The following is a 19,701-nucleotide window of genomic DNA, read 5'->3' as shown; positions in this document are numbered from 1 at the left end:
GTCGAATCGGATTTTCGGCACGCGGACGGTAGACGACCGCGTCGGGAAGAACAAGAGGGAATGCGTGACCGCGTCACCACCGACCGATCGGGTCGTCTCCGTCGTCGAGCTACTCGCCGCCGAGGCACCACTCACCGCCGCGAGCGTCGCCGACCGGCTCGCACTGAGCCGGTCGACGGTCGCCGCCGTCCTCACCACATTGGAGTCGCGTGGCTGGGCGCTGCGTTCTCGCGACCTGACCTACCGGCTCGGGCCCGCGTTCCCCACCGCACACCGGGCAGCCGCACCCGCAGGCGCGGACGCCGCGTTGCGCGAGCTGGCCCGCCGGGTCGGGTGTGGCGCCGCGCTGGCGGTGGTCTCGTCGACCTCGATGACTTTCGTCGGCCTGGCCGCCCATCACGGCCGGGTGCCCGCCGGGATCGAGGTCGGCGCCCGCGTGCCGCTGCGCGCTCCCGCAGGCGCGAGTGTCATCGCGTTCTGCGCCCCGGAACGGCAGCGCGCGTGGCTGGCCACCGCCGACCCCGGCCGACGCGATGAACTGACCACCGCGCTCGCCGAGATCCGCTCCGCCGGACTCGCGGTCTGGGGCATCGACCCCGCCGACCTCGCCACCCTCGATGTCCTCGCCGAAGTAGCAGGCCACCTGGCACATTCACCGGCTTCCGGACCACTACGCCGTCGCGTCCTCGGCCTGCTCGGCGACCTCAGCGGCTACCCCCACACCGCCCCCGACCTCGCCGCGGCGGCACCGTTACCCATCGCCTACCTCGCGGCACCGGTGTTCGATCGTGACGAGGTGCCGCGCTGGGAACTGCAGATCGGGCCCCTGCATCCGGCGGTCTCCCGTGGCGACCGCGAGTTGTACCGCACAGAACTGCTCGCCTGCGCCCAGAAGCTCGGCGCCGCGACCTGACCGCGCAGAGCACCCTGGCGCCCCACTCAGCCGCCGACGGGCTCGGCGCTGCCGGTGGGTGCGGCCCCATCCGGTGCCCGCCGCGCGAGCAGGCGTTCGTCCACGTCAGACCGCGAAGTCACGGAACAGCAGCACCGAAAGGCCGAGTCCGGCGGCAAGGTTCACCAGCACCGCCGAACCGAAGACGGCGATCGGCCGCCACCCGGCCTCGCGCAATCCGCGCAGCGAGAATTCCAGGCCGATGGACACGAAGGCCAGGATCAGGAACCAGGTCCGCAGGTCGTTGACGATCGCGATATGCGCGGCACCGGTCTTCTTGTCGACCGATTGCAGGTACAGGGTGCCGATGATCGACGCGGCGACGAACCCGAGCACGAATTTCGGGAACCTCGCCCAGAATTCACCGAGGCTCGGGCGCGCGGCACCCGGCGTGCGGTCCACCCGGAACGCGAACCAGGCGGTGAGCGCGATCGCGACGAGTCCGATCAGCGCGTTCTGTGTCGTCTTGACGATCGTCGCGATCTGCAACGATTCCTCACCCGCGAGCGCACCGGCGGCGGCCACCGCCGCCGTGGTGTCGATATTGCCGCCGATCCACGCACCCGCGACCGCATCGGAAAGCCCGAGAAGGTCAGCGAGCCAGGGCAGCAGGAAGATCGACGGCAGCGCGAAGATGATGACCAGCGAGGCCGCGTACGCGATCTGTTCACGCCGCGCCTGCACCGCCCCGGCCGCCGCGATAGCCGCGCTCACCCCGCAGATCGACACCGCGGACGACAGCAGGGCGCGCAGTTTGTCGTCGAGCCCGAGTACCCCACCGAACCACCAGGTGAATCCGAAAACGATGGTGATCAAGGCCAGCGCCTGCACGATCGCGGGCGCCGCCGCCGTCACCAGAATCTTCAGATTGACGGAGGCACCGAGCAGCACCACGCCGGTCTTGATGAAGAACTCCGTGCGGAATCCGGCCGAAAGCCGGTCGCGCAGACCGAGTTTGCCGAGCACCACGTTCCCGATCAGGCCGATCGCGATGGCGTACACCGGGTACTCGATGGTCTTTGCCACTCGCTTCAACGGCGTGTCGGCTGCCCACTGCGGCACCTGCGTGTCGAAGAATCGCGTCAGCGCGCCGAGCACGAGCACAAGGAGCACCCCGGCGGCGATATCGGTAGAAGTTGCGCGCGTATTCCCCTGCACCGCCGCGGTTTCGGATGTGGTCTTCACCTCCGCCATCACGGCACCAGCCAATCGGGAATCGCCCCCACCAGCACGAGACCGATCAGCAGGAGACCGACAACGGTCGCCGCCCAATCCTCGTTCCACCTGAAAGCACTACCCGGCCGCGGCTCGGTCTCTGCTTGCGACACTGTGACTCCTTGCGTTCCTCATCGAGAACCGCAAACTAACCGCGCCACCCGCTCGCACACACCGATTACACTCACCCTGAACCGATCTCGACCGATCGACCGCCGAGCTCACGACCTCGGCATTCACCCCCGTCTCCGACGGAATCGCGCGAATTGTGCGACAGACCCCTGGATTCCGGGACTCCCTACGACGGCCGTCATTCGCGTACACTGCCGTTCGAGAGTGAAGAACGGGGTGCGGGGGAGGTTGCGTCGGATGACCGATGGCGACGGCAGGGAACGCCTCCACGCCGAAATAGCAGCCTTCTACGCGGGCTTCGGGCAGCCGGATGCGTTGCTCGCCGCGTTTCGGCAGGCCGCCCTGTTGGTTCCGCTCACCGCCGAGAACCGGGTCTTCTTCCTGCCGCTCGGTGGTGTCGACTGGTTGTGCGCGTTCACCAGCGTCGAGGAATACGCCCGGTTCGTCGCCGCGCGCGATCGCCTCGACAATGCCGCCGACCAGGACAAGGACTACCGCTACCACTGGATTTTCGGGCGGCGCCTGCGCGACTACCTGGATACGCGCGACGAACCCGCCGGAATAGCAATCGACATCGTCGGTTCCGCGCCGATGGCGTTTCCACCTGATCTCACCGAACACGCGACAGACGGGGGCATGCGATGACCACATTGAAAGTCGACCCCGCGGTGCTGCAACAGGCCGCGACGGGCATCGACGACACCATCGGTCAGCTGTCGGAGATGGGGATCGGCGAGACCGGCAATATGGGCCGGGGATTCGCGCTGCTCACGATGTCCACGCTCGAGGCGGGCAAACAGACGGTACAGAAGACCTTCGAGGAATTCACCGAGCGGTGGTCGTGGGGTGTGCGCGCATTGGTGCAGGCGGGCAACTCGATCGCCCGCACACTGGGATTGGCGGCGGGCCGCTACGACGAGATGGAAACCAAGTCCGAGGACACGCTGAAGACGATGTGGACGCATATGGCGGGCAATCCACATCTGTCGGGTGAGGAGATCACCAAGCGTTCCTGGGGTGAGACGTTCGCCGACAATTCGTTCAACCACATTCGCAACGCCGATTACAGCGTGAAGTCCTTTCAGGACGCCGGCCAGCACATTCAGACCAATATGAAGGTCATCGAGGCGGTCGGACCGCAGGCGTACGCGAATATCAGTCCGGTGACCGGCAGCCTACTCACCGGTGAAACTCCCGGCTGGAATACCGGTGCGGCCGAGCGAGCCGCGGAGATCATGAAGAAGGAGCAGGGGGGCCAGTAGTCCGTGGGGATCGGCGATTTCATCGACAAAGTCGGCAGCGCGATCGAAGACGGTGTCGAGAATGTCGTCGAGGGTGCGGGCCAGATCATCGACGACGGCCTGGATGTGGTCGGTGACGCAGCCAAACACGTCGGGCTGGAGAAATTCGGTAATGCGCTCGACGATCTCGGCGACAACATCGCCTCCGCGACCGGCGGCGATGTCGAAGAGGAAGAGCTGGGCCGGACCGAGGACCCCAAAGAGCTGATCCTGGGCGAGCCGTCCGAAATCGGTTCCGCCGCCGAGACATTGACGAAGATGGCCGAGGCGATCGAATCGACCGGTCAGGCACTGCAGAAGATCGATGCCACCGAATGGACCGGTAAGGGCGCCGACGCGTTCAATGCCGTCTACGACAAACAGCCGAAACTCTGGTTCGACGGCGCCGACGCGATGGCGGCCGCGGCCGAGGCACTGAAGGCCTGGCAGAACGAGGTGAAGGCCGCCCAGGACAAGGCCCAGACCGCCATCGACCGCTGGAAAGCGGCCGACGCCGAAGAACGTCGGCAGAAAACCTGGTGGAACGGTCTGACCGGCGAGCAGCAACAGGCGAATCCGCTCATCGATACCTGGACGACCATTCGCAACGAGGCGCGCGAAATCCTGCGCGGCGCACGGGTGCAGCGTGACAACGGCGCGTCGATCGCGGTCGGCGCGATCGAGACAGCTACCGAGCGGGCGCCGAAGGAACCGCCGTTCAGTGAGCGGTGGATCGCGAATATTTCCGACCTCAAAGGGGTGCTCGACCACGCTGCCCTGAATTTCACCGCCGGATTCCTCACCGCTATCACCGGAATGGTGCAATTGGTGCGCCAGGTGAATCCGACCGATATCTACAACATCACCCATCCCGCCGACTACGCCAAAGGGTTGTCCGATCTGGGAACCGGACTCGTTGTCGCCGTAGCCGATCCGGGTGCGGCGGTCGACGCCATCCTCAAAGAGGCAAGGGCCAACCCGTTCGAATTCGCCGGGTCGCTGGCCCCCGACCTCATCCTCACGGCCGCGACCGGTGGTGGTGGCAGTGTGAAGACGGCGATCTCCGCGCTCAAACGCGGCGCCGACGCGGGCAGGCGCGTGTCGGGCAATAGCGTCGACCCGAACCCGACTCCGACTCGGGCCCCGGAAACCCCGAGCCCGACCCGAGACGCCGACCCGCCAGGGCAGACCACGCCGCCTGAGGGTGCGGGTCTGCCGCAGAACGACCGGGGGTCCTCACCCGCTGAGGCGCGGCCCGTCGAGGCGGGCCCACAGCGCGAGGCCCCCACTCAGCGCACCGAGGACACCGGCGGTGGGCACTCGAGCGCGCCCGAGAACACCGAGCCGCGCCAGGCCGAGCCGGCACCACGAACGCAGCAGGACGAGCCGGCCCCGGCCGCCGAAAACCCGGGCGCCACCCGCGATCCCGAGCCCACCCCCGAAGTGGCGCCCACCCACACCCCGGAACACACCCCCGACCCCGAGCCGCCGACAAGCCGCACGGAACCGCGCCCCGAAGCTGCCGGAACCACGAACCCCGACACGTCCGCCCCGACCCAGCGGGCAGAGCCCTCCCCGACCCACACCGACCAGTCACCGACACAACGCACAGAACCGGCCTCGACCCACCAGGCCGATACGACGCCGACGCAACAGACCGACAACACACCGACCTCGCGTACCGACCAGCAGGACGACAGTTCGGCTCAGCGCACGGTTCCCGCGTCCGCCGACTCGCCGACCCAGCGCGCAGAACCTACCCCGCAGACGGATACACCCACCTCACGCTCCGACCAGCAGGACGGCGATCCGGCGCGGCGCACCGATCCCACCGCAGACACGGCGACACAACGCTCGGAACCTGAATCCACTCAACACAATCCGAGTTCGCCCAGCGCTACTCCCGACACCCCCCACACGCGAACCGACGGACACCCGGCTTCCGGCACCACGTCGCGCACGGAACCAGACGGCCGATCGATCGACCGCAACGACGCCGACCACCCTTCGAGTACCAGTTCCTCCCCGGACACTGCGGCTACCCGCCCTCCGCATACTGCCGACACCTCACCGGCCTCGGCCAACCCGAACACGACGACCGCCCCGGCCGCACAGACATCGAATTCCGCCACCTCCTCCCCCCTCTGGCAACCAGGCCCTGCCACCCACGCGGACGCGGGCCCGAGCCCCCGCACCCCCGACACGACACCCGCACGCCCCCAATCCACCCCGCCGAGCCCAACCCACACCCCACAGTCACCGACCCGGCCCGATACGACATCCGCACACCGACAACCTGATTCACCAACCCCGTCACGACCGACCCTGGACCCCCCACGTGCGGGCGTCTCCCCCGACCCGTCGGCCCGCCCGAACGGGAACTCACCGGTCACCGCCAGTCGCCCCGACACATCGCGCGCTCACACCGCCCAGCCGGCTCGCCCGCACTCTCCCACCGGCATTCCCGACCGAGGACCGAGTCGTCCCGTCGATCAGGGCACGAACCCAACGCACCATCCCGACGCAACACCGAGGGACCGCGCGCCCGAAAACACTCCCGTCACCTCCTCCCGCCTACAGCCAGACCGCGATTCGGACGCCCCCACCCGCCCACCCGCCTCGGACCGCGACCTACCCACCGACCGCAGCCCAGGTCGCGATGCACCCACCGACCGGACTCCGGGCGGCGATCCGAACATCCCGACCGATCGCACTCCGGACCCACACCGCGCCTCGCCAACAGATCGCACACCGGACCGCGACGTGCAAACCGACCGTGGTTCAGACCGCGACACCCCGATCGACCGATCGCCTGAACGGGACTCGGATACCACCACCGACCGCACCCCTGATCGCGATCCGAACACCACCGAGCGAACCCCGGACCGCGATCCGAACGCCCCGGCCGATCGCACTCCCGACCCACACCGCGCCTCGACCACGGATCACACACCGGACCGCGACGATCGCCGTTCGGACCACGACGCCCCCACCGACCGATCACCCGACCGTGACTCGGATACCACCACCGATCGAACTCCCGATCGCGACCAGGAGACCAGCAAGGACCGCGACCCGGACGCCGACGCTCCGACCGCGAAAGACCGGGCGGACGCCGACCACGATGCTCACGACCAAGCGCGTAAGTCCGGGGCCGAGCACGATCGCACCCCCGATCAGAAGACCTGTTCCACCGACCCCGTCGATATCAGCACCGGCGAATTCCTGCTGCCGGAAACGGATCTGGAGTTGCCGGGGGTGCTGCCGCTGGTGCTGCGCCGTTCGCATCATTCGAACTACCGTTTCGGGCGGTGGTTCGGGCCGTCGTGGTCGTCGACCCTCGATGCTCGCGTCGTCGTGTCGGAGGACGGTGTCACGTTCCTCGGCGACGAGGGCATCATGCTCGCCTACCCGCACGCGGAGGTGGGTGAACCGGTGCGGCCGCTCACCGACGGCCAGTCCTGGACGCTGACCCGCACCGACGCGGGCGGTTACCGCGTGTGGGATCAACGCCGCGAGCTGATCTGGCATTTCGCCCCGGAAGCCCACCTCGACAATCTCGATGTCGAGCTCGGAAACTTCGCGGTTTCGGCGATCACGGACCGTCACCACAACCGCATCCGGTTCCATTACGACGCCGACGGGGTGCCGGTCGAGGTGTCGCACTCCGGCGGTTACCGGGTACGCGTCCAGTCCGCGCGCGGCCGTGTCACCGGTCTGGTGTTGCTCACCGACGGCGAGCACGGGCTACCTGTGCGCGAATTCGGTTATACGGCAGGGTTGTTGACCTCGGTCACCAATGCCGACTCGGCGACGACCCGGTACACCTACGACGCCGAGCACCGGATGACCTCGTGGACCGATTCGAACGGCAACCAGATGGTCAACACCTACGACGATGCCGGTCGTGTGGTCCATCAGCGCGGCACCGCGGACATCCTGAACTGCGACTTCGCCTATGTGGATTTCCCCGGGGGTGCGGGCAGACTCACCGCCGTCACCGACTCCCTCGGCGCCGTCACCACCCACGGGTTCGACCGCGAGTTGCAATTGCGCGATCGGGTCACCCCCGACGGCGCCAATTTCCACACCGACTACAACGCCGAACGCAAACCACTGACCGTCACCGGTCCCGACCCGGCCACGACAACCACCTACCGCTACAACGGCGCGGGCGACCCGGTGGAAATCGTTCGCCCGGATGGTGTTTCGCTCGAGTACGACTACGTCTGGCGCCACCGCCCGAGCACCATCACCACCGCCGACGGTTCGGTGCACTGTCGGGAATGGTCCGACAACGGCGATCTGACCGCCGCTGTCGATCCCGCCGGTTCCCGCACCGAGTTCACCTACCATCCCTCGGGCGCGCTGGCGAGCGTGCTGGTCGACGGCGCACGCACCACCATCCACACCGACGCCGCCGGTCTGCCGATCGTCCTGATCGATCCGTTCGGCGCGACGACCCGCATCGACCGTGACGCCGCGGGGCGCCCGATCCGAACCGTCGACCCCACCGGCGCGGTGACCACCTACGAGTGGTCGCCCGCCGGAAACCTGCTGCGCAGAACCGATCCCGACAACCGGGCCGAGTCGTGGGCCTACGACGGCGAAGGCAATATCGTCGCCCACACCGATCCAGCCGGGGGCGTCACCACCTACTCCTACGGCGCGTTCGACCTCCTGCGGTCACGTCGCGATCCCGACGGATCGCTCACCCGCTACGAGTGGGATTCCGAACGTCGCCTCACCGCGGTGCACAATCCGCTCGGCCAGACCTGGACCTACGAATACGACCACGCGGGCCGCCTCGTCGCCGAAACCGATTACAGCGCAACACGAACCACGTACACGTGGGATTCCGCGGGTCGAGTCACCACCGTCACTCCGGCGACCGGGATCAGCCGCCACCACCGCTACGACGTTCTCGGCAGGTGCACCGAGATCACCACCGACGACGGCGACTGGGTCCGCTACACCCACGACCCCGCGGGCCGGGTGCTCACTGCGAGCACCGGCAACGGTGACAAGCACCATCACGTCATCGAATACACCTACGGTGCAACGGGTTTGATCGAATCCGAGCAGATCGACAACCGGCCGCCGATGCGATTCGGCTACGACCAGCATGCGCGCCGGATCGCCCGCACCAGCCCGACCGGGGTCGAAACCACCTGGCATCACGACCTGACCGGACGCGTCGATCGGCTCGGCGTCGGCGACCACGACGTCAGTTTCGAGTACAACCTCGCCGGGCACCTCACCCGCTGGCGCACCGGCGAGATCGCGGTCGACCGCGCTGTCAGCGCGCGCGGACAGCTCGTCGGCCAGGAGGTCATCGGCTTCCCCACCCGGCTCGTGTCCCTCGATCTCGACCGGCCCGCACGACCCGCGCCGCGCCACCTCCGCCGCGACGAATTCCTTTATCGCGCAGACGGATACCTCACCGCCCACGCTGTCAGCCGCCCGAACATCCCGGTCACGCACCACGACTACACCCTCGATGTCCGCGGCCGTGTCACCACCGTCGCCCGCAACGATCACCTCACCGAGCGCTACGGCTACGACCCGCTCGGCAACATCACCGGCACCGCCCGCGAATACCGCGACAACCTGCTGGTCCGCGACAGCGACACCGAATACCACCACGACCCCGCCGGTCGCCTCATCCGCAAAACCACCGGCGCACGCACCTGGCACTACCGCTACAACAGCTTCGACCAGCTCACCGACGTCTACACCCCCGATCGGCAGTGGTGGCGCTACACCTACGACGCCCTCGGCCGCCGCACCACCAAACAACACCGCGCCACCGACGGCACCGTCCTCGACCGCACCGACTACACCTGGGACGACACCCACCTGATCGAGGCCACCACCGCCACCAGCACAACCCGCTGGGAGTACCACCCCGGCACCCACACCCCACTCACCCAATCCGTCGAAGACCCGGCCACCTCCGAGTTCCGTGCGATCATCACCGACCTCGCCGGCACCCCCACCGAGCTCATCGACCCCGCCACCGCCGAAACCACCGCCACCGCCGAAACCACCCTCTGGGGCAAAACAACCTGGCATGGCACCTCAACCACCCCCCTCCGATTCCCCGGCCAATTCCACGACCCCGAATCCGACCTCCACTACAACCTCCATCGCGTCTACGACCCCGACACCGCCCGCTACCTCACCCGAGACCCCCTCGGCCTCACCCCCGCCCCCAACCCCCACACCTACCCCCACAACCCCCTCACCTGGCGCGACCCCCTCGGCCTCATCCCGGACTCGTGCGACAGCGATTCGTCCGACGACGACACGCCCGATCCCAACACCGTCAACCCGCCGGACCCCACACCCACGCGACCGACCGCCGACACAGGGCAACCCCGTACCACACCGGATACAGTTCCCGATCCGAACGCCGACGCGGGCACTACGCGTCCGGGATCGAGCGACACAGGCCCGACGACTACCAACACCCCACGAGGCCATCAAGACCCGTTCGGCGACCGCCGCGATGCGGTTCGCGACCGGATCACCCCGCCACGACGGGTCGTCGACGGACCCGAACTGGACCCCACCAATCCCGACCACGCGAATACGCGTGGCACGCTTCGCCCCGATGACTATCCGCTCCCCGTGCCGGACGGCCCCCCGACGCGAATTGTCAACGGAACAACCGATTCCGGCACCCGGTACACCGACACGATCTACGGAGACCCACCGAACCACACAGTTGTTCGCGATTACCATCCACGCTCAGTCGAATACCCCTCGCGTGGCGGTGGCACCTTCAGAGCCCTACGCCACGAACAACACGTCATATTTCCCCGGGATGCGAACGGTGACGTCCGATCGGTCTCGCGATCCCAAGTCGGCGACAACGTGGTGCGCACCGAGTCTCATAACGGCCGCCACGTCTCCACCGAAGGTGTGATCCGCCACGACTTCTCGCGAGGAGACAGGGTCGACCGCGACAAGGACAGCGCTGAAAGTACGGCTGCTACCAACACCGGTCGTGAGGGCATCGACCCGACGGGCACAGGACTGAACTACGATGGCGGGCATGGGTCCAGCTACCGAACCACCCTGGACAGGGGGCTGGTCAATCTGTTCGCGCAAGAGCGGGTATTCAATCAACGACAATTCCGTGTGCTGGAGAACGCTATTGCTGATTGGCCGACGTCACGTCCCGGTCGAGAAGCACGCATATACTTCGAGACCGATCCACCCGGTGCCGAAACACCCGAAACTGTTGACGGAACCGTGCGATTGATCGATGCCAAGGGCAACATATTCCGGGATCTCGATATCGATTTCGACAATCGCGGCGGGAATACGTTCGAACGAAAAGATCACAAGATTCAACTCAAAGACTATCGAGCGTATCACGAATAGCAGACAGGAGTGAATATTGACCGATTTCGATGAAGTAGAAGTCACCACTACCCTTGTGCAAGCGACTGGAGAAGCGGCCGCCGTTGCTTATCCGGATTGGACCTACGGTGTTTCGACGAGGGTCCTCCCTTCACGAGGTGTTGGAACCACGATCGTGGTCGCCTATCAAGGCAGCGAAGGAAAGGTGGCGGACCTGTGGGATCATCGCGACCTCAAACGGCTGATCCGCAAATCCTCGACCGCGCTGCTTGATGCACAAGGGGTCGAGTGCATGGGACTGAAATGTACCGTTGCACGGTCGGGCCAGTTCCGGATCGAGTATTCCTACGACATCGACGAAGCGATCAAGTGGGCGAACGAGGTCTTCAGCGGGCTTCCGCCTGCGGAACTCGTGGAAGTCCTGCGGCCACGTGACCTATGAGTGGTCGCACGAGGCCGTGCGCAGTACGCGTGGTGACCGGCCGTTCCGATTCGGGGACAGTGGATGAGTGAAGTAGCGGTAGTGGCCCAGCGCATCCGGGATACGTTGGTGGACAGGGGATTCGAGCCGATATTGCGGCGCGGGTCCGGGGAAGTCGGCCGGTACCAGGAGTGGACCGGCGTGCCTGCTCCGGCCGAGGTTGCCGAGTTGTGGTCGGTTCTGGCTGGTCGGGACATTCTCGGGATGTGCCTGGAAGGCCCGGATTCCGCGGGGCAGTACGTGGCCGCGCGGGCGAACGAGGCCGAGTCCAGTGATCCGGGAGAACCTTTCGAGGAACTGGACGGCTCGGCCGATGATGCGGTGCGAAAGGTGTGGTGGGACCGCGGCTGGTGTGCCCTGTACGCGACGGCCGATCTCGCGATCGCAGTCGATTCGCATCCTGGCGCGAAAGGGCAGGTCGGGCAGGTCGTGTACTGCGAGATGGACATGTACGGCGACCGTGAAGCGGTATGGGAGTCGGTCGAGGATTTTCTCCGTGACCTGCTGGCGGTGGTTTCCTCGGACGGGTTGATCGTGGAGGACGGGTTCGGGTTGCTGGCGGGGACGGATGGTGACCGGTACCTGGTGTCGACGGCTGTCCTCGAGATGGGGCAGGCACGTCGCGATGGCCGCCCCGTTCCGCTGGTTGCGTTCGCCGACGACCGACATTGAACAGGCGACCGCCGGAACGCACGAAGGCCCCCTCCGGCACGAACCGGTGGGGGCCTTCGAACAAATCGACTCAGAATGCTCGGCAGGAGCGGATGTCGGTGGCGAGGATGGCCTTGGCACCCAGCTCGGCAAGACGGTCCATCAGCTCGTTGCCCTGCTTACGGGGGACCAACGCGCGGACGGCGACCCAGTCGGGGTCGCGCATGGGCGAGACGGTCGGTGATTCCAGGCCGGGGGTGATGGCGGCGGCTTGGTCGAGCAGCGACTTGGGGCAGTCGTAGTCGAGCATCAGGTACTGCTGGGCGAACACCACGCCCTGGATGCGGTTGATGAGCTGGTTGCGGGCGCGGTCGTCGCGATCGGCGCCCGTGCGTTCGATGAGCACGCCCTCCGAGTCGCACAGCGACTCGCCGAAGGCGACGAGGTTGTGCTGACGCAGGGTGCGGCCGGAACCGACCACGTCGGCGATAGCGTCGGCGACGCCGAGCTGGATCGAGATCTCGACCGCGCCGTCGAGGCGGATCACCTCGGCCTCGATGCCGAAGCGGGCCAGGTCGGCGCGCACCAGGTTCGGGTAGGAGGTGGCAATGCGCTTGCCCGCGAGGTCTTCGACCTTCCAGTCCTCCCCGGCGGGGGCGGCGTAGCGGAAGGTCGAGCGGCCGAAGCCCAGGGAGAGGCGTTCGGTGACGGGGGAACCGGAGTCCAGGGCCAGGTCGCGGCCGGTGATGCCGAGGTCGAGCTCGCCGGAGCCGACGTAGATGGCGATGTCCTTGGGCCGGAGGAAGAAGAATTCGACCTGGTTGGCGAGGTCGAGGACCGTGAGGTCACGGGAGTCGGTGCGTTTGCGGTAGCCGGCCTCGCTGAGGATGGAGACGGCGGATTCCGATAGCGAGCCCTTGTTGGGAACTGCGACGCGCAACATGGAAGGTGGTCCTTTCGGGGATGACGGGAGCAGTGTCGAACCGGACGGATCAGCCGTCACAGATGTCGGTACACGTCCTCGAGCGTCAGCCCGCGACCCACCATCATCACCTGGACCCAGTACAGCAACTGGGAGATCTCCTCGGCGAGGGCCTCGTCGCTCTCGTGCTCGGCGGCCAGCCAGATCTCACCGGCCTCCTCGAGCACCTTCTTCCCCTGGAAATGCACGCCCGCGTCCAGCGCGGCCACGGTGCCCGACCCCTCGGGACGGGTCTTGGCACGCTCGGTCAGCTCGGCGAACAGGGACTCGAAGTTCTTCACGGTGACCGATTGTTTCACACCGTGCACAGCGGTTTTCCCGCGCACCACGGCCGGGGTGGGCCGGGGTGCGCGGGACACCGATCATGCCGCGAGCAACTCGCGCAGTTCACCAACCGCCGTACGCAGGTGGTCGGCGAAGGCGTACATCTGGTCGGCCACCGACTTCGGCGTGGCCAGGTAGATGTTCCAGCGGTCCGGCAGCAGCACGTAGGCGATACCGATACAGCGCGGACTGGTGGATCCGAAACCGAAGTAGCGGATGTACTGCGAGGGCGCCGAGCTGGTCGACAGGTAGTCGTCACGCATGACGGTCCAGCCGGGGCTGTCGAACAACGCGATCCGCTCACCGTCCACGCCGAGCTCGGCACCGCGGCGGCGCTGGATCCACTCGAGCTCCCACAGGTGCTGCTCGGGTGCCTGGCCCGCCTGGCATTCCTTGGCGCGGTTCACGTGCGCGGCGGCGGCGGTCCGCGCCGCGGCGAGCTTCGTCTCCTGGTCGACGTCGGGGTCGACCATGGCGTCGACGAAGGCCACCATCTCCGGCGTCACCACCCGCATGGCCTCGGTGCGGCCGTTGCGGAACTGACGGGTCGCGATGGACTCGTAGGTCGCCCCGGTGATGCCCTTGCTGCGCCGGTGCGCGAGCTGATAGCTCAACTGCGCGAACGCGTCCGGTGAGATCCCCAGCTTCTTGGCGTCAGCGGTGCCGAAGTCGTCGAACGACACCAGCGAGGTGGCCGTGTCGGCGGCGAACTTCGCGAAATCCGCTCCGGCGGCGGCGATATCGGCCCGCGCCGCCGAGTCGAGTTCGAACTCGACCGGCTCCACGGCGGGCAGCCCCTGCGCCTTGGCGCCGCTGGTGGCGGCGTGATCGTCCGCGCCGCGCTCGAGCAGCGCGTCGACGAACGACAGCACCGTTGTGCCGTCGAGCCCGCAGTGCTCGATATTGATGCCCGCCTGACCGTCGGCGAAAACGATGAACGACACCGACTTGTCGAAGTAGCGGTTGCCGCTGTCACCGTGCAGGAGCTGATCGCAGGCGTGCAGTTCGTCGCGGGGCGCGAAGTCCTCGAGGCACACCGAGAACAGTGCGGTCTCGATGGCGTCGAACGCCTCCACGTTGGCGGGCACGGTGCGCAGGGCGGCCCGGCTGCGGGCCCATTCGGCGCGTGCCTTGGTGGTGAGATGGCCGACCGAGGTATCGGTGGCGGCGGGCTTGGTGCCCGCCTTGATCACCGCACGCAGCCCGTCGACGATGTCGGAGAACGCGTACGGCGCGCCGTCGGCCCCGACCACGTCCATCCGGAAGATGTTGCCGCGGTAGAAGACCGCGATGTGGCGGGCGTCGGAGGGCCCGGGCCATTCGTCGCTGTAGGGCTTGCGAACGGAGTCCTGCACCTCGCCCGGAATCCGGGTCTCGGAGAACAGGTACTTGTTCTGCCACATCGACAACTGCTGTCCACGCTGGGTGACCGGCGGGATCTTCTCCGCGTCCAGGGCCAGCTTGTAGTCGACAGCGGCGCCGATGAGCGCGGCGGCCCGCTCGGCCTGCCCCGCCACCGTCGACGACGCCAGCGGCGTGTCGTCGCGGAACAGGAACACGAAGTTGGCGTTGAGCGCGATCCGGTCGCGGCGGCCGAGGTAACGCGAGGGCCAGAACTCGTCGAGCCAGCTGCCGACACCGGGTGTGGCGTCGTATTCGGCCAGCGCGGCGTGCAGGGTGCGCCCGGCCCCACCGGGGCGCAGCAGCTCGGCTACCGCGCCCTCGGTGGTGGCGTATTCCTCGGCGCCGAGCAGCGGAGCACACCACTGCAGGAACCGCGCGCAACTGTCTTCCAGTGTCGGCAGCGGAACCCGGGGCAGGGTGTCTTCGGCGGCGAACGTGGGTTGGTTCAATCCAGATCCTCAGGTCTCGATGGGATGCGGGCGGGACAGGAACAGGTTGGCGTAGAGCCAGCCTTCGGCTTCGTGATCGGTGGTGTCGATTCCCTTGGCCGCCAACGCATCGAGTACCTGCTGACGTTCCTGCGCCGAGGCGAAGCGACGCTGCTGGAACATACCGGGCCGCTGCTCACTGCGATAGCCGAGCGCGGCGAGTTCGGCGGCGATGGGATCGAAGTCGAACATCCGCAACACGAAGTGCGCCATCCACGGTCGCTTGTGTGGATCGGCTTGCGCGACCCTGGACAGGGTTTTCTCGGTGATGTAGCCGACGCATCCGGTGGAGATCACCAGATCGGCGGAGGCGAGCACACGTCGCTGTGCCTCGGTGGGCTCGGTGGCCTCGAGGTCGGCGTGCACGTAGTCGTGCAGGAGTCCGGCGGCGTGGGCGTAGGTCAGCGCCGGGCGTGCGGCGTCCATCCCGATGAAGCGTACGTCGGGCATCAGGTCGATGCGTAACCGCTCCCGGTCCGCCGCGAGGAGGCCCACGCGATCGGTGTCGGCGTGGTCGCGGTAGTGCGTGGCCAGCTCGTCGACGGTGGTGTCGGTCCGCAGCAGCGCCGCGTTCACTCCGTAGGAGCAGCCCAGGTCGAGCACCGTCGGGATGCGGTCCGGGCGCGCGGCGCGCAGCTGGCGCAACTGCTCGGCGAAATGCGGCTTCGCCAGTTCCGGGATCCGGTAGTCCAGCTCGTTCATCCGCGCGAAATACGCACGCGGATCCGGACTCTCGTAGATGTCGTCGAAGGATGCTTTACCGGTGGTGTGCAACGGAACGGACATGGGTTCCTCTCAGTCGAGCAGTCGGTCACCTCGGACGGCGGCGGCCGCGGCGGCCACGTGATCGGGTAGCACACGGCCGAACAGCTGCCTGGTGCGTTCGACAGTGCCGATCACCCCTGGCCGGTCCGTGTAGGCGAAGATCGCCGAATGTCGTTGTCCGGCACCGGTCACCTCGGTGACGCGGTGCAGAGAGAAGCGGCCCTTGAACAGTTGCAGGTCGCCGGGGCGCAGCTCGAGCGCCCGGATGAAGCGCCCGCCCTCGCCGGTGAGCACGGCCCGCACGTCGTCGAGATTCTCGGCGTGCGGATCGCGGATGTTCGGGCAGTACTCGAAGACACCGCCCGAGTCGGGGCGGCGGGTGAGCATGCTGACGGTGAATTCGTTGGTGTCGAAATGCCAGGGGTGCGACATGCCCGGCTCGACCACGTTCAGGCACAGCCCGGCCAGCGGGTCGGCGAATTCGTGCAGTTCGTCGAGTTCGAAGCAGTCGGCGACGAAGCGCTGGAACACCGGGTCGGTGTAGAGGCGCTGGATCAGCGCGTCGGTGGGGATGTGGTCGCGGGCGACGAAGGCGTTGCCACGGTCGAGCACGATGCGCGCCGGGTGATCGGCGGGCAGGTCGGCGTCGAGCGGGATGTTGTAGGCGTTGACCCGCTCCACCTTGTAGTGGGCGTGCGGGGCGATGGCCTCACCCTCGGCGCGCAGGGTGTCGAGCAGCTGCGGGCGGATGAATTCCCGCAGCACGGTACAGCCGTCCTCGGCGAGTTCGGCACGGGCCGCGTCGATCGCGGCCTGTCTACCCGGATCACCTGGATCGGTGAGTGGATACCGTGCGATGTCGACGATTTCGTCAAGCCCCCGCGTGCCTGTCATGGAAACAGTTTGCGCGAAAATTCCGTGACACGCCCGGGATTCGGTCGAATCGGCCAATCCCGAACAGATCACAGGGAGGTGAATTCATCTGCGCCACAACAGTTTTCGCACATTCCATCCCGATGACGGAATTATCACGGTAGGCTATTACGCCCTATCACGCGGTGGCAGTGGCTCGTTCGTCCCGTGCGGCGAAGGCGGCACGCAGGTCGGCCACCGACAATCCGATCAGTGACTCCCTGAATACCCGCCCGGCGACCTCGGGAACCTCGATTTCGCAGGGAATCACGATCACCGCGCAGCCGGCCCCCTGCGCGGCCAGCGCACCGGTCGGCGAGTCCTCCAGCGCGACACAGTCGGCGGGATCGACACCGAGCAGCTCGGCGGCCCGCAGGTAGACATCGGGTGCCGGCTTGCCGTGGGCCACCTCGTCACCGCAGACCGACAGGTCGAAGAAGTGCCTGCCGAGGGTGTCGAGACCGTATTCGGTGAGCGAGCGTTTGGTATTGGTCACCAGCGCGCAGCGCAGGCCCGCAGCGCGCACCATGTTCAGCGCGTCGAGCGCGCCCGGGCGCCACGGGATGGGGCCGAGCATCAGTTCACCGACGCGTCGTTCGAGGAACTCCCCCGCCGCCGCGATCACCTGCGGGGTGGCGGTGACGCCGATGCCGTCGAAGAGCATGCGCAGGGCATTGGGTCCGGAAGCGCCGATGAGGGAGTGGCGCAGCTCGTCGCTCATCTCATGCCCGTGTTCGCGGGCCAGCTCGCGCACCGCGATGTCCCACAACTTCTCCGAATCGAGCAGCGTGCCGTCCATGTCCCACAGCACCGCGGCCGGTCGCACGCTCACGTCTTCACTCGCCTCGTTCTCGTCGTCTCGCGGCCACCAGCACTCGCGGAGCCCGGTCAAGCCTAACGGGTTCGACCTATACGCCTGATCCGGCGATTTGGAGGTTGCCCGCGTCGCCGGTGACCTGGATCCATCGGTTCTCCGAGCTCACCGACCCGTTGGTGAGGTGATAGGTGAGCGAGACGACGGCGCGGTCGGGGCCGCTGGGGGTGATCGATCCGACAGTCACCGAGCGCACTGTCGACCAGAACGACGAGTACTGGCCGAAGCCGCCGGTCTGGGCCTGGTAGCCGGGGGCCAGGCGCGACCAGGCACCGCCGGTGTTGCCGGGCAGCATCCCGTAGTAGCTCGCGATGAACTGGTTGATGCGTTCGGGCGTCGGTGGGCCGACCGGTGTCGTGGTGACGGTGGTCGTGGTGGGGCGCGGGGTGGAGGTCGCGCTGCTCGTGGCCGGGGTGGAGGTGGGTGCGGTGGTGCCCCCGGACGGCGGCGGCGCCGAGACGGTGATGGTCTCCTGCTCGGGCACGATCACGACGGTGCTCACCTTGCCGTCGACCATGGTGGTCACCGTGACGGGCGAGGGCGGCTCCTGCGCCTGCTGCCCGGCGTCGCCGCCGCGGTCGCGGGTGACCACCAGCACTACCAGCATCACCGTGAATGCGGCGACGGCGACGGCGAGCAACAGCACGGCGCGGTTGTTCGACGAATCGGTCCGCGGCGGCGCGACAGGGAAGGCGGGCGGCCTGCCCGACGAATGCCCGCCGGTATCACCTACCCCACCGATGAATTCGGTCGCGGCGGCGGAGTCGATGTCGTTTGCCGAGGCTGCGGCGTCCTGGACCCGCGGTTCGGCCGGGGGCGGTGGTCCGACCAGGCCCCCGGTGGGGCCCGACGAGCCGCCGGTGATCGCGGAGCGGGCTGCCTTCGCGAGAGCCAAACCGCTGCCGAGCAAGCCGGCGCCCTTCACTCCCCCGCTCTCGGGTGCGGGCGATTCGGCGGGCGTCGCACCGAGCGCGAGCACCTTGGTCGCGGTGGCGGGGAGAGCCGGAACACGTCCTGCCGCAACGTCTTCCAGTGCGCGCCTGGCCTGTGCCATGGTCGGGCGTTCGGTGTCGTCGGCGGTGAGCAACCACATCAGCACCGGTCCGAGCGGGCCCGCATTCTTCGGCTCGGGCACCACCCCGCGCGCCACGGCGTGCAGGACGGCGAGGGGATTGTCGCCCTCACCGAACGGCGGCGCGCCTTCGACGGCGGCGTAGAGGGTGGAGCCGAGGGCGAACACGTCGGCGGCCGGTTTCGGGTTGTCACCGCGGGCGATCTCGGGCGCCAGATAGGCGGGCGTGCCTGCCAGGAACCCCGTCGCGGTGACGGTGACGTCGCCGGTGGCATGCGAGATGCCGAAGTCGGTGAGCTTGACGGTGCCGTCGTCACCGACGAGCAGGTTGGCCGGTTTCACATCGCGGTGCATGATCCCGGCGTCGTGCGCGGCGGACAACGCCGCCGCGGCCTGCGCACCGATCCCGGCCACCTCGATCGGTGACAGCGTCGCTCCACCGGAGATCTTCACCGCGAGGCTCGGCGCGTTCATGTATTCCATGACCAGCCAGGGCTGGCCGTCCTCTTCGGCGACATCGAAGACGGTGATGGCGTTGGGGTGGTGCAGGCGCGCGGCGATGCGACCCTCGCGCATGGCCCGCAATTTCGCTTCCAGCGCTTGGGTTCCGGTGAGGCCCGGCGCGAGCAGTACCTGCTTGACCGCGACGGTGCGCCGCAACCGGACATCGGTGGCGCGCCACACCACCCCCATCGCACCCGTGCCGATCGGGTCGGTGAGTCGATAGCGTCCCGCGATCAACCGATCCGATGTCATAACGTGTGCCCCTCCTGCTTACCGCCGAGTCGTCCAGCCCTC

General features: G+C 67.5%; 15 protein-coding genes. 6 read left to right on the top strand and 9 right to left on the bottom strand.

The genetic code is table 11. The features are described 5' to 3' along the window. The first annotated feature begins 64 nt into the window (after positions 1 to 64). Complete coding sequence (locus AB0F86_RS04370) at positions 65 to 913, top strand: helix-turn-helix domain-containing protein (RefSeq protein WP_356981934.1); 849 nt, start codon at positions 65 to 67, stop codon at positions 911 to 913. A gap of 105 nt (positions 914 to 1,018) precedes the next feature. Here AB0F86_RS04370 and AB0F86_RS04365 read toward each other — a convergent pair whose 3' ends face one another. Then, positions 1,019 to 2,146, bottom strand: coding sequence for a putative sulfate exporter family transporter (locus tag AB0F86_RS04365; RefSeq protein ID WP_356981932.1), 1,128 nt, complete (start codon positions 2,144 to 2,146; stop codon positions 1,019 to 1,021). Continuing rightward, entirely contained in the window at positions 2,146 to 2,280 is a 135-nt protein-coding gene (locus tag AB0F86_RS04360) for a hypothetical protein (protein ID WP_255675624.1), read from the bottom strand. The genes AB0F86_RS04365 and AB0F86_RS04360 overlap by 1 nt, the downstream gene beginning before the upstream one ends. 256 nt (positions 2,281 to 2,536) lie before the next feature. Here AB0F86_RS04360 and AB0F86_RS04355 point away from each other — a divergent pair, with 256 nt between their 5' ends. The 5 genes from AB0F86_RS04355 (at position 2,537) to AB0F86_RS04335 (ending at position 12,103) form a co-directional block, all read left to right on the top strand. Beyond that, positions 2,537 to 2,944: an SseB family protein gene (locus AB0F86_RS04355; protein WP_225282367.1), complete on the top strand. Its 408-nt coding sequence runs from the start codon at positions 2,537 to 2,539 to the stop codon at positions 2,942 to 2,944. Further along, positions 2,941 to 3,561, top strand: a complete 621-nt coding sequence (locus tag AB0F86_RS04350) for a hypothetical protein (protein WP_181696444.1) — start codon at positions 2,941 to 2,943, stop codon at positions 3,559 to 3,561. The genes AB0F86_RS04355 and AB0F86_RS04350 overlap by 4 nt, the downstream gene beginning before the upstream one ends. 3 nt (positions 3,562 to 3,564) lie before the next feature. After that, on the top strand, positions 3,565 to 10,971 hold the full coding sequence (locus AB0F86_RS04345; RefSeq protein ID WP_356981929.1) for a putative T7SS-secreted protein: 7,407 nt from the start codon (positions 3,565 to 3,567) through the stop codon (positions 10,969 to 10,971). A 16-nt stretch (positions 10,972 to 10,987) separates the two neighbouring features. After that, positions 10,988 to 11,392 (top strand): hypothetical protein, encoded by a 405-nt coding sequence (locus AB0F86_RS04340; protein ID WP_356981927.1) that lies wholly within the window; start codon positions 10,988 to 10,990, stop codon positions 11,390 to 11,392. A 63-nt stretch (positions 11,393 to 11,455) separates the two neighbouring features. Beyond that, complete coding sequence (locus AB0F86_RS04335) at positions 11,456 to 12,103, top strand: hypothetical protein (protein WP_356981925.1); 648 nt, start codon at positions 11,456 to 11,458, stop codon at positions 12,101 to 12,103. A 70-nt stretch (positions 12,104 to 12,173) separates the two neighbouring features. On the opposite strand, the gene hisG is transcribed toward AB0F86_RS04335, so the two are convergent. The 7 genes from hisG to AB0F86_RS04300 all read right to left on the bottom strand — a co-directional run bounded on the left by hisG (position 12,174) and on the right by AB0F86_RS04300 (position 19,659). Next, positions 12,174 to 13,025 carry an ATP phosphoribosyltransferase gene (hisG, locus tag AB0F86_RS04330; RefSeq protein WP_067492068.1) on the bottom strand — a complete coding sequence of 284 codons (852 nt, stop codon included), beginning with the start codon at positions 13,023 to 13,025 and terminating at the stop codon, positions 12,174 to 12,176. Between the two features lie 56 nt (positions 13,026 to 13,081). After that, entirely contained in the window at positions 13,082 to 13,363 is a 282-nt protein-coding gene (locus tag AB0F86_RS04325; RefSeq protein ID WP_308017178.1) for a phosphoribosyl-ATP diphosphatase, read from the bottom strand. 63 nt (positions 13,364 to 13,426) lie between these two features. Continuing rightward, positions 13,427 to 15,241 carry a choline/carnitine O-acyltransferase gene (locus AB0F86_RS04320; protein ID WP_356981923.1) on the bottom strand — a complete coding sequence of 605 codons (1,815 nt, stop codon included), beginning with the start codon at positions 15,239 to 15,241 and terminating at the stop codon, positions 13,427 to 13,429. A gap of 9 nt (positions 15,242 to 15,250) precedes the next feature. Then, positions 15,251 to 16,066 (bottom strand): class I SAM-dependent methyltransferase, encoded by an 816-nt coding sequence (locus AB0F86_RS04315; protein WP_181699065.1) that lies wholly within the window; start codon positions 16,064 to 16,066, stop codon positions 15,251 to 15,253. A 9-nt stretch (positions 16,067 to 16,075) separates the two neighbouring features. Further along, positions 16,076 to 16,939 (bottom strand): arpA protein, encoded by an 864-nt coding sequence (locus AB0F86_RS04310; protein ID WP_356981920.1) that lies wholly within the window; start codon positions 16,937 to 16,939, stop codon positions 16,076 to 16,078. Positions 16,940 to 17,096: 157 nt separating this feature from the next. After that, complete coding sequence (locus AB0F86_RS04305) at positions 17,097 to 17,789, bottom strand: HAD family phosphatase (RefSeq protein ID WP_356981919.1); 693 nt, start codon at positions 17,787 to 17,789, stop codon at positions 17,097 to 17,099. A 76-nt stretch (positions 17,790 to 17,865) separates the two neighbouring features. Beyond that, positions 17,866 to 19,659 (bottom strand): serine/threonine-protein kinase, encoded by a 1,794-nt coding sequence (locus AB0F86_RS04300; RefSeq protein WP_356981917.1) that lies wholly within the window; start codon positions 19,657 to 19,659, stop codon positions 17,866 to 17,868. Positions 19,660 to 19,701 lie beyond the last annotated feature (42 nt).

The sequence above is a fragment of the Nocardia sp. NPDC023733 genome (assembly GCF_040639775.1).
GTDB lineage: Bacteria > Actinomycetota > Actinomycetes > Mycobacteriales > Mycobacteriaceae > Nocardia > Nocardia rosealba.
Note: the sequence above shows the minus strand (reverse complement) of the source record. Positions and strands in the feature narration are given on the sequence as shown.

What these genes read in the sequence shown, in the direction of transcription:
- AB0F86_RS04355 (WP_225282367.1), top strand. Translation starts at nt 2,537, where the DNA reads ATGACCGATGGCGACGGCAGGGAACGCCTCCACGCCGAAATAGCAGCC.
- AB0F86_RS04310 (WP_356981920.1), bottom strand. Translation starts at nt 16,939, where the DNA reads ATGACAGGCACGCGGGGGCTTGACGAAATCGTCGACATCGCACGGTAT.
- AB0F86_RS04365 (WP_356981932.1), bottom strand. Translation starts at nt 2,146, where the DNA reads ATGGCGGAGGTGAAGACCACATCCGAAACCGCGGCGGTGCAGGGGAAT.
- AB0F86_RS04350 (WP_181696444.1), top strand. Translation starts at nt 2,941, where the DNA reads ATGACCACATTGAAAGTCGACCCCGCGGTGCTGCAACAGGCCGCGACG.
- hisG (WP_067492068.1), bottom strand. Translation starts at nt 13,025, where the DNA reads ATGTTGCGCGTCGCAGTTCCCAACAAGGGCTCGCTATCGGAATCCGCC.
- AB0F86_RS04335 (WP_356981925.1), top strand. Translation starts at nt 11,456, where the DNA reads ATGAGTGAAGTAGCGGTAGTGGCCCAGCGCATCCGGGATACGTTGGTG.
- AB0F86_RS04315 (WP_181699065.1), bottom strand. Translation starts at nt 16,066, where the DNA reads ATGTCCGTTCCGTTGCACACCACCGGTAAAGCATCCTTCGACGACATC.
- AB0F86_RS04300 (WP_356981917.1), bottom strand. Translation starts at nt 19,659, where the DNA reads ATGACATCGGATCGGTTGATCGCGGGACGCTATCGACTCACCGACCCG.